This window comes from Prosthecobacter sp. GW821-HT29F12 (assembly GCF_058803405.1).
In genome coordinates this window covers 5,607,129-5,621,945 of sequence record NZ_CM179517.1, presented here as the reverse complement: position 1 = coordinate 5,621,945, position 14,817 = coordinate 5,607,129, and the positions used below count along the sequence as shown (strand labels likewise).

The window sequence follows — 14,817 nt, the reverse complement described above, 5'->3', positions numbered from 1 at the left end:
ATTTCCCTTGTCTGTCGATCCTGAGAGACTGCGACATCTTATGGACGAAATCATTCTCCTTCTCGTGATCATCGGTGGCGCGGTGCTCATCATGCCCATCATCGCGCTCGTCACTGCCGTCAGGGCGCGGCGGCGCGGCGATGAACTGGGCGCACAAATCAGCTCGCTTCGGGAAATCGCCACGCGGAGCATCGAACGCGAGGCGCGGCTGATCCGGCGCATCGAAGCGCTCGAAGCCGGGACTAGGCCGGCACAGGCACAGCAGGCTCCGGCGGCTGCCGCCCCGGTGGCAGCGCCTGATGCCATCGCCAAGCATGCGCCTGTTTCTTCGGTTGAACCCGTCTTCGTGACGGCTCCGGCCACACCGCCGCCGATCCCACCCTCTGAACCCGCTGCGGTCAAAACTCCCACGCCCCCTGCTATCGTGCACACGCCGGACTTCAGGCCCATGGAGGAACCCAAGCCGCGCCATGCGCCTGCACCGGGCCTATCTCTCGAACAGTTCATGGGGGCGAAGCTCTTCGCGTGGGTGGGCGGGCTGGCCCTGTTTCTGGGCATCATCTTCTTTGTGAAGCTCAGCATCGAGCGCGGATGGATTTCCCCCGAACTGCGCACGGCGATTGGTTTTGTGATCGGCGCGGGGCTTGTGGGTGCGGGGGTGGTGATCCAGCGCCGCAAGCCGTATGCCACGCTGGCGCACACGCTGTGCGCCACGGGCATCGTGGTGCTGTATGGCGTGAGTTTTGCCGCGCATGCGCTCTACCACATTCCTCCCTTCAATCATGCGCTGGTGACGTTTGGCATGATGACTCTGATCACTGCGACGGCTTTCCTGCTGGCGGTGCGGATGGAGGCGCAAGTGGTGGCGGTGCTGGGCATGCTGGGCGGCTTTTTGACGCCGATCCTCTGCTCCACCGGCCAGGACAATCCTTTGGGTTTGTTCAGCTACATCGCCTTGCTGGACATCGGCGTGCTGGCCGTGGCCAAACATAAGCGGTGGCTGCATCTCACGGCATTGGCGGCGGCTGGCACGATCATTATGCAGGCGGGGTGGATGCTGAAATTCTTCCGCTCTTCCGAGTATGCCATGGGTTCGGCCACGTGGATTCCGGTGATCGTGTTTCTTGGCTTTGCCACCTTGTTCATGCTCGCGGCCTGGTGGTCGCGTCAGCGTGAGGATGAGGATGCCTACCATGCGGGTGCGGCGCTGGCCCTGTGTGGCAGTGCGCTGTGCGCCGCGTTTGTCTTCCTTGGATTTGGTGCCATCACGGAGCGGCCCACGCTGCTGTACACTTTTGTGCTCGGGATCAATGCCGTCGTCATGCTCGTTGTGTGGCAGCAGCCGCGAGTGGCCAGGACTCAAGGCATCGTCGCCACACTCACGTTTCTGCATCTGTCGATCTGGACCACCACAAGGCTCACCGACGAGTTGCTTCCCTACGCGCTGGGCATTTATCTCGGCTTTGGCCTGCTGCACACCGCCTTTGCCGTGCTGTGGCAGCGCCGCAGCCAGTCCGCCACGCTGTTCATGAGCTGGACGCCGGTGATCACGCTGGTGCTGCTGCTCATGCCGGTGCTGTGTCTGGATGCGGTGAGCCTCATGCTGTGGCCGGCGATCCTGCTGGTGGATCTGCTCATCATTGGTCTGGCGATTTTCACGGGTGCGCTGATTCCTGTGCTCGCCGCACTGGCGCTGACACTACTCACGGCAGGCGCGTGGTTGTTTCGTCTGCCTGCGAATACCGCCGGCGGCTTGGGACTGTTCCTCATCGTGCTGGGCGGCTTTGCGGTGCTGTTTGGTGTGGCCAGCAGTTTCCTCTCGCGCAAAATGCCGAAGGTGCCGCTGGCAGGGATGCTGCCGGTCAGCTCTGCGGTGCTGCCTTTTGCGCTGCTGATTCTCGCCACACTGCATCTGCACGTGATTGATCCCTCGCCGGTGTTTGGCCTCGCGCTGCTGCTCACGGTGTTTCTGCTGGGGCTTGCATACATCAGCGGTCTCACGGTGCTGGTGCCGACGGCGCTGGGCTGTGTGCTGGCGCTGGAGTGGGCGTGGCATCAGCAGAGCTTCAACGCGGAACACGCCGCCACGCCGCTGCTATGGTATCTGGGCTTCTATGTGCTCTTCACGTCCTTTCCGCTGGTGTTTGCTAAGCTCTTTGCCACACGCCAGCTGCCATGGATCGCCTCGGCGGCTGCGGGGCTGGGGACCTTTGGGCTTGTCCATCGTCTCGTGGGCCTGACCTGGCCGAATGAGATGATGGGGCTGCTGCCTGTGGCGTTTGCAGTCGCACCGCTGCTGTGCCTCGTCTTTGTGCTGAAGCAGCATGCGGCGGAGAATCCGGCGCGACTCACGCAGCTCGCGTGGTTTGGGGGTGTGGCGCTGTTTTTCATCACGCTCATTTTCCCGATCCAGTTTGAGAAGCAGTGGATCACGCTGGGCTGGGCGCTGGAAGGTGCGGCGCTGTGCTGGCTTTTCCGCCGCGTTCCGCATCCAGGACTGCGCGGCACGGGCACGGTTTTGCTGGTGGCTGCCTTCGTGCGGCTGGCGCTCAATCCAGCGGTTCTGGATTATCAAATGCGCGGTGAAACGGCCATCCTGAACTGGCAGCTCTACGCCTACAGCCTATCAGCGCTGGCGATGTTTGCAGCGGCACGCTGGCTCAGCCCGCCGAATGATTGCTGGGACAAGGTGAACCTGCGAGGTGTGTTCTGCGCCTTTGGTGGCATTCTGCTCTTTCTGCTGCTGAACATTGAGATCGCGGATGCCTTCACACCTGCAGGTGAACACTCGATCACCTTTGACTTCGATGGCAACTTCGGGCGTGACATGACCTACACGATCGCCTGGGCGCTGTATGCGCTCGTGCTGCTCATTATCGGCATCTGGCAGCGCAACGCGCCCACGCGCTACGCGGGAGTCGGACTGCTGGCGGTGGCGCTGCTGAAGCTGTTTGTGCACGATCTGGCAAACATCGAAAGCATCTACCGCATTGGCGCGCTGATGGTGGTGGCCGTCATTGCCCTGGCCGCTTCGTTCCTGTATCAACGTTTCCTCACTGACGACAAATCATGAAACCGCCTCTTCTGCTCATCGCCCTGTGCCTGTCTTCGATCGCCGGTGCGGCTGACTTTGCCGCGTGGACGCATCGTCAAACGGTGCGCGTCACACAGCCCGGACTCACGCGCATCGAACTCGAACCGGAGCTGCTTGATGCCTCGCAAACGAAGGGAGGCGCGGCGTTTCATGACCTGCGGATCATCAGCCCCGGCAATGTGGAGACGCCCTACATCATCGCTCAGCCACGGATCATCCGGCCTGAGATGGTGGAGGTCCCCGAGTTTAGGGCGGCACTCAATCCGAACACCTTGAACACCGTGCTCGAATTTCGGCCGCCTGCGGGCAGCACAACTTCGGAAGTGCTGCTGCAAACTCCGGCGGCAGGCTTCATCAAGTCCGCCACTCTTGAAGCAAGCCTGGATGGGGCCCGCTGGCAGACACTGGCCAGCAACGAGCTGCTCTGCCGGCAAAACGGGACGGAGCGGCTGCGCTTCACCTTTGCGCCAGGGGCATGGACGCATTTCCGTGTGACCCTGGATGATGCGCGCAGCAAGCCCGTGGTATTTACCGGGGCGCAGGTGCGGCGGGATCTGCCCGAATGGCACACGCTGTCGCAGCCGGTGAAGATCCGTGGGCGCACGGAGAGCGCTGGTGACACGCATCTGAAACTCGATCTGGGCAGCGCCAATGTTCTGCTGGGGAACGTGCGGCTGCATACACCTGAAGCGGTGTTTCAACGTGAAGCCTCTTTGCTGGGCGCGCGTGCCACGCTCTTCCGGCTGCAGCATGAGGGCCGCAGTGCGGAGGATCTCGACATCGCCGTGCATCAGCTGGCGACCACACGTGAAGTGGAGCTCGTGATTCGCAATGGCGACAGTCCGCCGCTGCGGATCGAGAGCATCGAAGCGACGCGGCATCCGGTGCCGGTGGTGTTTCAAGCGGATGCCGCCGGGGAGTGGCAGTTTTACATTGGCAATGTGCAGGCGCCGGAGCCGCGCTATGACATCGCCGCGCTCGGTGACAAGCTGCGCGATGCCTCCGCGCAGTCCGCCATGGCCAGCGTCGTGAAAGCCAACACCGCCTTCAGCAAAACGGCCACCGCCCCTGATGTGGGGGATGTGGGTCCGGAGATCGATGTCTCTCCGTGGTCGTTTCGGCGGCCGGTGCAATTCAAGGAAGCCGGGGTGCTGGTGGTGGAGCTGATTCCCGAAGTGCTCGCTCTCACGGCGAATGACCTGCACGACATGCGTGTGGTACGAGATGGACATCAGATACCGTTTCTCGCCATCCAGCCGGGCGTGGACAGGGAGGTCGAAGTCTCCATCACAGAAGTGCCCGATCCTGACAAGCCCCGATGGTCCAAATGGGACATTCAGATGCCGTTTGCGAATTTTCCAGCGAGCGAGCTGCTGCTGGACTCCCCCACGCCCTTGTTTGCGCGGACGCTGACCGTTTCCGAGCAGCATCTGACGGAGAAGGGGCATTTCGAACGCATCCTGAGCAATGCCAACTGGCAGCGCCTGCCCGGCCAGGCTGCCAGCACCTTTCATCTTGCACTCTACACCGCGCCGCGTGCCGCCACGATCCACCTGGCCACGGACAACGGCGACAATGCGCGGCTGCAGATCACCGCCGCCCGGGTGGTGTATCCCGTGGTGCGGCTGATGTTTCGCGTGCCGGACACCACGCCTGTGCAAATCTGCTACGGCAACCGGCGCGCTCCCTACACGCGCTACGATCTCCAGCTGGTGAGGCCTGATTTTGAAAAGGCCACCCAGATCGCCGCCACACTGGGCGATGAAGAAAAGCTGCCCGGCTTCGAGGCCGATGCCAGCGGCCCCACCGGCAAGGGCAGCCCCTGGCTCTGGGCCGCGCTGGCGCTGGTGGTGGGAGCGCTTCTCTGGGTGGTGGCAAAGATGCTGCCGAAGAAGGTGGAGTGAGTGAAGGTCAAGGCTTCGCCTTGCAACCCCGGCCCTCATGCGGACGTTATCTCATTACCCCCAACCATGAGTGATACGACCGGCCAGCCCCCCAAATTTACCAACGCCCTCGCCAAGGAGCGCTCGCCCTACCTGCTGCAGCATGCCCACAATCCGGTAAACTGGCTGCCCTGGGGCGAGGAAGCGTTCAAGAAGGCGAAGGCCGAGGACAAGCCGATCTTCCTCTCCTCCGGCTACTCGACCTGCCACTGGTGCCATGTGATGGAGCGCGAGTCGTTTGAGAACGAGGAGACGGCAAAGATCATCAATGACAACTTCATTCCCATCAAGGTGGACCGCGAGGAGCGGCCGGATGTGGATCTGACGTACATGACGTATGTGCAGGCGGCGAGCGGGCACGGTGGGTGGCCGATGAGTGTGTTTCTGACGCCGGAGCTGAAGCCGTTTTATGGCGGCACGTATTATCCGCCGGAGAACACGCCGGGGCGCATTGGCTTCAAAAACCTGCTCAACGAACTGCACAAGGTGTGGACGGAGGACCGCAAGGGGATCGACGAACGTGCGGCGCGCTCGGTGGAGAAGCTGCAGGACCATCTGGACAACGAAAATACCGCGCTGGATGAGATCAATCACGAGACGCTGGTGCAGAAGGCCTACGATGACCTCTCGGGCTCGTTTGATTATCATGAGGGCGGGTTTGGCAGTGCGCCGAAGTTTCCAAGACCGACGTCGCTGAACATGCTGATGCGGGTGCATCGCATCCTGGCGGAGCGGAAGGGGAATGACCGCGAATCTGAGAGCAACTGGGCGATGGAGATGACGGTGAAGACGCTGCGCGGCATGGCGAATGGCGGCATGCGCGACCACATCGGCGGCGGATTTCATCGCTACAGCGTGGACGGCTACTGGCACATCCCGCACTACGAAAAAATGCTGTACGATCAGGCGCAGCTGCTCACGGCCTATACGGAGGCGTGGCAGCTCTCGCAGAATGTGCTGTTTGAAAACATCGTGCGCAGCACGGTGGCCTATGTGAAGCGCGACCTCCGGCAGAAGGATGGCGGATTCTTCTCTGCTGAAGACGCGGACAGCCTGGCCAGCGCCGATGCGGAGCACAAAACCGAGGGGGCCTTCTACGTGTGGAAGGCGGCGGAGATCGACGAACTGCTGGGCAAGGAAAACGGCAGCATCTTCCGCTATGCCTACGGTGCACGCCGCGATGGCAATGCGCGCCCGGAAAGCGATCCGCATGGCGAGCTCAAGGGTCTGAACACTCTTTACCGCGCCATTTCCTTCAAGAAGACTGCCGAGTTCTTCAAGAAGACGCCGGAAGAGGTCAAAGCGATCATCGATCAAGGCATTGCCACGCTGTTTGAAGCGCGTGCGAAGCGCCCGCGTCCGCATCTCGATGACAAGGTCATCGCCGCGTGGAACGGGCTCATGATCTCCGGGCTTGCCCGTGCAGGGGCTGCGTTTGGGGATGCCGAGATGATCAAGCTCGCAGCGGATGCCGCGCAGTTCCTGCATGACCAGCTTTGCACCACACCGGGCAAGGAACTGCACCGCTCCTGGCGCGAAGGTGAGCGTGGCCCAAGGGCTTTTGCGATTGATTACGCCTGCCTGATTCACGGGCTCATTGATCTCTATCAGGCTTCGTTTGAGGTGAAGTGGCTGCAATGGGCCACGGCGTTGCAGACGGAGATGGACGCGCTGTTTCTCGACACGAAACATGGCGGCTACTACAGCGTGCACACGGACATGCCGAACAGCGTGCTCCGCATCAAGGAGGACTATGATGGTGCTGAGCCGTCACCGAACTCGCTGGCTGCGCTCAATCTCGTGCGCCTCAGCGCGTTGCTGGCCAAAGACGAGTGGAAGAAGCAGGCCGAGAAGATTTTCGCGCTCTTTGGCTCCACGCTGCAAAGCAGCCCGTCTTCGGTACCGGTGATGGCCATCGCGTTTGACATGCATCATCGCGGCAAGCAGCAAATCGTGCTGGCGGGGGATGTGAGCAGCGCGGCGTTCAAGGCATTGGCCGCGAACGTGCAGCGGCGCTTTCTGCCTACGGCGGTGATTCTATGTGCGGACGGGGGAACAGGTCAGCAATGGCTGGCCACACACAATGAAGTGCTTGCGGGAATGAAGCCCGTGAACGGGCAGCCTGCGGCGTATGTGTGCCAGAATTTTACGTGCCAGGCACCGGTGACGACGGTGGAGGGGTTGGAGAAGGTGCTGGGGAAATAGCTTCTTGAGTAGAGGTTGTCTCCCTCATATCCTCAGCCCATGCTTATTGAGCAACATCCCTCTCTTCATTCCTTGAGCATTGAAGACAAGATTCTGCTCGCAGAAGAGCTGTGTTTGGATGCGCTGCTCGATGTGCAGCGGAATCCGGCGCTCTTGGAACGAGTTCAGCAACGCCTTCACGAATACCGTGACGAGCCTGACAGCGGCATCTCCTGGGATGAACTCAAAGGAAAGATTCGCTCGCGCCAGAAGGTCGCATGAAAGGAGATTGTTTTGGCGGGCGGGAAATGAAGCACCAGGCTTTCTTTCGCAAGCGCCCTAAGCCTCGCATTGTCAAAAAATCCCTTTCTGGGTTGAAATGCCCCTCATGCGGCATCAAGCGGTGAAGTTAATGAACCGGCTTCGATTTATCCTATCTGCCTGCGCTTTTCTCGCTGGATGTAAAACAACTCCGGCGACTCAAACTATTCCAGCACCACCGGTCAATGACATGGGAGCCTCTTTTCGCGCCAACCAATTCTCGCAGGAATATGCCGCCCATAAAACCACCGGAAGAGCAAAGGGAGAAACCCTGCGTCCCAAGACTGTTCGCAATGGCATCCCCACGGAATTCTCCTTCATGAACCGCCCTGGAATCTGTCTGAAACTGTTTCTTGGGAAGCGATATTCTGTCAAACCGGGAAACATTACAGGCCCGAAGCGAACCACATCCAAATATAAGCTTCTCACCAAGGACGGACGCCTGCTCGCTGAGGCAGAAAGCATCTATGCAGAAGATGACTCCATTGAGAACGCCAGCATAAGGACACGGGTTTTTTATGATCCTGTCGATGGAGGCCTCTTGATTGAGGAAGAGTGGTTTGGAGTAACCCACCGATGCATTTTGATGACTCCGGTTTCAGGAAGTCCGAACATCAACGAAGAGCCTTCAAAGTGGCAGGCACGTTATCTATGTATTCCAGGATGGGAAGAAGACATGCAGGACCGGATGCAAGGCATTGAACGGAGCAAGCTGTACATCGATTATAATGGGATCTATGAATTTCCGTTTGAAGACCTTTTGACCTGCTCTCTTTTGGAATACACGATTGGCTGAATGTCGATCAGGCCAAGCGCTGGTGGCGTAAAAATGCTGACGTTATTTTCATGAAGATCTCAGTCCTAACCGCATGCCTATTTTTGTTTGCAGCATGTCAGTCCGAAAATGGCGTGAATCAGCGCCTTAAACCTCCACCCGTGCCAGACGAGCAGCCAAAGGCTGAGTTTGTGGAGCGCTACCGGCGATACCGATGCACGGAGAATGAACTTCCTTTCGTGGGAGAGTCTAAAGGGCCTGGAGACCATTTTAAGAGCCTGCAGTTTGGAGAACATCTCGTTTTAAAGCTCGATCTCGGCAAATTGGTGCATGTGAACGGCGATGTCTCCGGACCCATGCGCACGAAGTCACGTTATCGTCTGTTTTGGGACGGGAAGCAGGTGGCCGAAGCGGAAAGCTTGTTTAGCACCACCCATGTCGGCGAGGGTTCATTTGAGCCCCGTTTCTTTTACAATTTGGAATGCCAGAGCTTGTTGATCTTTGAAAAAATAGAGTGGACCACGAAGCGCTGCATTGTTTTCGAAAAAGGCATAGAACCCACTTCCCCGGAAAAATGGACGGTTAAGTACTTTCGACCACCCTCACGCTCACGGGTTTACTTGAGCCCGAATACCGAAGATGGCAGAATTCGCGGGATCGGTAACGGCAAGCTCTACCTGGAAATGGACGGGCTGCTTTACGCCTTTCCTTTTGGCGACTTTCTTGAAACGAAGCTGGAGTTCACCATTGGCTGAGCCAAACGCTTTCTTTTCTTGATCGCGAGCGCCCGGTTGCCAGTGAGGAGCGTATCTGTACTCTCGCACCCCCATGTCTCGTGTTGCCAAAAAAACTGCCGCCCGGAAGTCTCTCAACGATGTCATTCGCATTCGTGGGGCGCGGCAGAACAATTTGAAGGGGATCGATCTCGATCTGCCGCTGGGGAAGCTGAATGTGATCACGGGGCCCAGCGGCTCGGGGAAGTCGTCGCTGGCGTTTGACACGATCTATGCGGAAGGGCAGCGGCGGTATGTGGAGACGTTTTCGCCCTACACGCGACAGTTCTTTGAGCGCATGGACAAGCCGAAGGTGGACTCCATCGAGGGCATCCCGCCGGCGATCGCCATCGAGCAGGTGAACAACATGCGCAGCACGCGCTCGACGGTGGGGACCATCACGGAGATCAATGACTACCTGAAGATGCTGTTCCCGCGGCTGGCGGAGGCGACGTGCCCTTCCTGCCACAGGCCGGTGCGGCCGGAGTCGCCGGAGAGCATTCTCAATGAACTGCTGAACGCGCATGCGGGAAAACAGGCGCTGATTCTCTTTCCTGTGCCGGTGCCGAAAAACACGGTGACGGAGGACTTTGCGGCGTTTCTGCAGGCGCAGGGCTTTCTGCGGGTGTGGCTGTATGGGAACGTGATTCGTCTGGATGAGGCGGACGCGCTCAAGGGCCGCAAACTGCCTGCGCAGGTGATGGTGGTGCAGGACCGCGTGGTGCTGGAGACGAAGCAGCGGGCACGTGTGAGCGAGGCGCTGGAAGCTGCGCTGCGCTATGGCAAAGGCAAGGTGGCGGCGAGCATCGACGATGAGACACTGCATTATTCCACCGACTGGTCTTGTGCGGACTGCGGCATCACGCTGCCAGCACCCACGCCGGGTTTGTTCAGCTTTAACAGTCCGATTGGCGCGTGTCCGACGTGCCGGGGCTTTGGCCGCACGCTGGGGCTGGACATGGGCAAGGCGATCCCGGATGAGTCGCTGAGCATCAATCAGGGGCTGGTGCGTCCCTTTCAGGGCAGCACGTATGGGGAGTCTCAGCTCGACCTGGAAAAGGCGGCGCGGAAGCGCGGCGTGGACATTCACAAGCCGTTCGAGGATTACTCGAAGGAGGACCGTCAGTGGCTCATTGAAGGCACGCGGGGCGATCCGGAGGAGGCGTATAATCGTGGCGAGTGGTATGGCGTTCGCGGCTTTTTCAAATGGCAGGAGTCGCGCAGCTACAAGATGCATGTGAGGGTGTTTCTGAGCCGCTACCGGGCCTACACGGAGTGCGCAGACTGCGGCGGAGGGCGGTTGAAGAAGGAGGCGTACAACTTCCGCATTGGCTCGCATACCATCGCGGATCTTTCGCGGCTGCCGGTGGATGAGCTGCACCCGCTGGTGCAGTCGTGGCCGATCAAGGCGAGTGATCATGTGGCGACGATGCTACGCGGTGAAATCGCCAGCCGCATCAGCTACATGGATCGCGCGGGGCTGGGGTATCTGAATCTGGACCGTCAAACACGCACGCTGAGCGGCGGCGAGCTGCAGCGCGTGAATCTTACGACGTGTCTCGGAGCCTCGCTGGTGAACACGCTGTTTGTGCTGGATGAGCCGAGCATCGGCCTGCATCCGCGCGACATTGGACGTCTCATTGGTGTGATGGAAGGACTGCGCGACAAGGGCAATACGCTGCTGGTCGTGGAGCATGAAGAGGCGGTGATGCGCAGCGCGGACAACCTCATCGACATTGGTCCCGGGCGTGGAGAGAAGGGTGGCGAGCTGGTGTACAGCGGGCCGCTGGAGAAGCTGGGGGCGAAGGTGAAATCGCTGACAGGGGATTATTTGTTTGGGAGGAAGAGCGTGCCCATTCCGGCGCAGCGGCGGTCTATCAAACGCGACAGCGTTCTGGAGTGCGCCGGTCCTCCGGCGCTTTCGAAAGCCTCGCGGTCCGCGAAAAGCTCCAGAGGACTGGAGCACTCCAAAACGCTCACGCGCGATGTCGCACGCTTTCTGAGCATCCGAGGCGCTCGGCAAAACAACCTCAAGAAGCTGGACGTGGACATTCCGCTTGGGGTTTTCTGCTGCATCACCGGCGTGAGCGGTTCGGGGAAATCGACGCTGGTGCATGATGTGCTGTACCGGAACCTGCAACGTCTGCGCGGCGAGGTGTGTGAAGAAGAGCCGGGGCGTGTGAGCAAGATCACGGGCTGGGAGCAACTGCATGAGGTGGTGATGGTGGATCAGTCGCCTCTGGCACGTACACCGCGCTCGACACCGGCGGTGTTTCTGGGGGCGTTTGATCACATCCGCACACTTTTCTCCGAGACGGACGATGCGAAGGCGCAGGGCATCATGCCGGGCTTCTTCAGTTTCAATTCCGGCGAGGGGCGCTGCGAGCGCTGCGCGGGCAATGGCTTTGAAAAAATCGAGATGCAGTTCCTCAGCGATCTGTATGTGACCTGTCCCGAGTGTGAAGGGAAGCGCTACCAGCCGCCGGCACTGAAGATCCTGCTGCATGGGCAGAGCATTCATGATGTGCTCGGCATGACGGCGGAGGCTGCGGTGGAGTGGTTCAGCAGCCCGCTGTTTGAGTCGTCGAAGAAAGCGAAGCAGATCGTAGCGCAGCTGCATCTGCTGAATGAGGCAGGGCTTGGCTACTTGAAGCTGGGGCAGCCGCTGAACACGCTTTCGGGTGGTGAGGCGCAGAGGCTGAAGCTGATCGGGCATTTGATTGAAAACCCAGCGGGCTCAGCGACAGGCAGTCTGCTGCTGCTGGATGAACCGACGACGGGCCTGCACTTTGATGACATCGCGCTGCTTGTGAAGCTGCTGCAACGCCTTGTTGAGGAAGGTCACAGTTTGCTGGTCATTGAGCATAATCTGGAAGTAATCAAATGCGCCGACTGGGTCATTGATCTCGGACCGGAAGGCGGAGAGGCGGGCGGAGGCTTGGTGATTGCGGGCACACCCGAGGAAGTGGCGGAGTGCGCGGCTTCGCACACGGGGCGCTATCTCCATGAGCTGCTTTCAGGCTCGAAGGGGCATGCTGCGAGCCGTGTGGCGGAGACTCCAAGGAGAGAGCTCTCGCTGCCGCAGGAGACCAGCAACACGATCAGCATCCGCGGCGCACGGGAGCACAATTTGAAAAACATCTCGCTGGATATTCCGCGGGATGAATTCGTGGTGGTGACGGGACTGAGCGGCTCCGGGAAGTCGTCGCTGGCGTTTGATCTGATCTTTGCGGAAGGGCAGCGGCGCTTTCTGGACAGCATGTCGGTGTATGCGCGGACGTTTGTGGAGCAGATGGAGAAACCGGAGGTGGATCTCATCACAGGTGTGCCGCCAACGGTGGCCATCGAGCAGCGCATCTCGCGCGGCGGCGGCAAATCGACCGTCGCGACCGTGACGGAGGTGTATCACTTTTTCCGCCTGCTGTTTGCCAAGCTGGGCACGCAGTACTGCCCGACGTGCAACGTGCCGGTGAAGAAACAGAGCGTGCAGGCCATTCTGAAAACGGTGCAGCAGCATCTGCGCAGCGGTGGCGGGCATCTGCTGGCGCCGCTGATCAAGGCGCGCAAAGGTTTCCACACGGATGTGGCAGAGCATGCAGGAAGGCATGGCATCGAGACGCTGCTGGTCGACGGCGAGTTCCGCGACACGATGGGCTTCCAGAAACTGGAGCGTTTCAAGGAGCACACGATTGATGCGGTGATCGGGCGCGTGACAAAGAGCGATGATGCCGAGAAACTGCGGCCACTGATCGAAACGGCGCTGAAGATGGGCAAGGGCACGATCAAGCTGCGGCTCAATGACAAGACGATGCACGTGCTGAGCACAGAGATGAGCTGCCCCTCATGCGGTCTCTCGTTTGAAGAGCTGGACCCGCGTTTGTTCAGCTTCAACAGCCCGCATGGCTGGTGCAAAGACTGCCGTGGCTTTGGCGTGAAGGGCCACAAAACGGATTTGAGCGACCGGCAGCCGGATGTCTCGGTGCTGGAGGCGGAACTCGAAGAGGAGCGTCGTTTTGAAAGCGCGGATGAAGAGGAAGAGAAGCCGCGTGAGATCTGTCCAAGTTGCCAGGGAAGCCGTATCAATGAGATCGGCCGTGCGGTGCAGCTGCAGGGCACGAAGATTCAGCAGTTCGCCGGATTGACGGCGGGAGATGCGGGCAGGCTGCTGGCGAAGTTTAGGTTTGAAGGCACCGAAGAAATCATCGCGCGGGATATTGTGAAGGAGATCGCCCAGCGGTTGAAGTTCATGCAGGAGGTGGGTCTTGGCTACCTTCAGTTGAATCGCAGCGCGGACACGCTCAGCGGTGGTGAGGCGCAGCGCATACGGCTTTCGGCACAGCTGGGCAGCAATCTGCGCGGGGTGCTGTATGTGCTGGATGAGCCGACCATTGGGCTGCATCCGCGCGACAATGAGAAGCTGCTCGACACGCTGATGGCGCTGCGGGACAAGGGTAACTCGCTGCTCGTCGTGGAGCACGATGATGAAACGATGAAGCGTGCGGACACGATCCTCGATCTGGGGCCTGGCGCGGGCAAGTTTGGTGGCCAGATCGTGGCGCAGGGAACGATGGCGCAGATTTTGAAGAACAAGAACAGCGTCACGGGCGCGAGCCTGCGCACACCGCTGAAGCATCCGGTGCGCGGCTCACGCCGGGCGCTGCCAGCGCTGAAAGCGAAGGAAGGCTGGCTGCGTGTGACCGGCGCGACGGCGAACAATTTGAAGGACATCGATGTGTCCATCCCACTGGGTCGTCTGACCGTGCTGACGGGCGTGAGCGGCAGCGGCAAGAGCTCGTTCATGCATGGCGCGCTTTCGCCGGCGGTGCGGGAGAAGATCAGCAAGTCGAAGGCGAAGGTGGTGAAGGCCTGGAAGAGCATCAGCGGCTTTGAAAATCTGCAGACGGTGCACGAGGTGGATCAGTCGCCGATTGGCAAGACCAGCCGCTCGTGCCCGGCCACGTATGTGGGCATTCTCGATGACATCCGCGCGCTGTTTGCGCAGGTGCCTCTAGCGCGCACCCGTGGCTATACGGCCAGCCGATTCTCCTTCAATACCGAAGGCGGACGCTGCGAAGTCTGCGGCGGCAATGGCGAGATCAAGGTGGAGATGGCCTTCCTGCCGACCACGCGCGTGCATTGCGAGGCCTGCAACGGCCTGCGCTTCAATTCATCCACGCTGGAGATCGAATACAACGGCAAACACATCGGCGATGTGCTGCGCATGAGCATCACCGAAGCGGCGGAGTTCTTCGCACCCGTGCAGAAGATCGCGCGTCCGCTCAAGCTGCTGGCTGACACGGGTTTGGGTTATTTGCAGCTTGGCCAGCCCAGTCCGACACTGAGCGGTGGCGAGGCGCAGCGCATCAAGCTCGTCACCGAACTGCGCAGCGGAGATGGCCGCACGAACAAGGAGCGGCTCAAGGGCATCACCGTGGCCGGGAAGAGGAATTTGTATCTCATTGAGGAGCCAACCATCGGGCTGCACATGCAGGACGTGGCGCGTTTGATCGATGTTCTTCACCGACTGGTGGATGAAGGTCACACGGTGGTGGTCATTGAGCATCATCCGGATGTGTATGCCGAGGCGGATTATCTCATCGACATCGGTCCCGAAGCTGGGCCTGAAGGTGGAAAGCTTGTCGCGGCCGGAACGCCTGAGCAGGTGAAGAAGTGCAAAGGGAGTGAGACGGCACGGTTTTTGTGAGGGTGGTGGCAGGAGGAGCCCAA

7 protein-coding genes are annotated in these 14,817 nt (G+C 60.0%); all 7 read left to right on the top strand.

What is annotated here, in order from left to right:
- Positions 1-40: 40 nt before the first annotated feature.
- The 7 genes from AC3RLQ_RS23320 (at position 41) to AC3RLQ_RS23290 (ending at position 14,794) form a co-directional block, all read left to right on the top strand.
- Complete coding sequence (locus AC3RLQ_RS23320) at positions 41-3,073, top strand: DUF2339 domain-containing protein (RefSeq protein ID WP_493031062.1); 3,033 nt, start codon at positions 41-43, stop codon at positions 3,071-3,073.
- Positions 3,070-4,998: a hypothetical protein gene (locus AC3RLQ_RS23315; protein ID WP_493031061.1), complete on the top strand. Its 1,929-nt coding sequence runs from the start codon at positions 3,070-3,072 to the stop codon at positions 4,996-4,998. The genes AC3RLQ_RS23320 and AC3RLQ_RS23315 overlap by 4 nt, the downstream gene beginning before the upstream one ends.
- A gap of 66 nt (positions 4,999-5,064) precedes the next feature.
- Entirely contained in the window at positions 5,065-7,242 is a 2,178-nt protein-coding gene (locus AC3RLQ_RS23310; protein WP_493031060.1) for a thioredoxin domain-containing protein, read from the top strand.
- Between the two features lie 39 nt (positions 7,243-7,281).
- Positions 7,282-7,503, top strand: coding sequence for a hypothetical protein (locus AC3RLQ_RS23305; RefSeq protein WP_487681109.1), 222 nt, complete (start codon positions 7,282-7,284; stop codon positions 7,501-7,503).
- A gap of 130 nt (positions 7,504-7,633) precedes the next feature.
- On the top strand, positions 7,634-8,338 hold the full coding sequence (locus AC3RLQ_RS23300; RefSeq protein WP_493031059.1) for a hypothetical protein: 705 nt from the start codon (positions 7,634-7,636) through the stop codon (positions 8,336-8,338).
- Positions 8,339-8,388: 50 nt separating this feature from the next.
- Positions 8,389-9,072: a hypothetical protein gene (locus tag AC3RLQ_RS23295; RefSeq protein WP_493031058.1), complete on the top strand. Its 684-nt coding sequence runs from the start codon at positions 8,389-8,391 to the stop codon at positions 9,070-9,072.
- A gap of 73 nt (positions 9,073-9,145) precedes the next feature.
- Positions 9,146-14,794 (top strand): excinuclease ABC subunit UvrA, encoded by a 5,649-nt coding sequence (locus tag AC3RLQ_RS23290; protein WP_493031057.1) that lies wholly within the window; start codon positions 9,146-9,148, stop codon positions 14,792-14,794.
- Positions 14,795-14,817 lie beyond the last annotated feature (23 nt).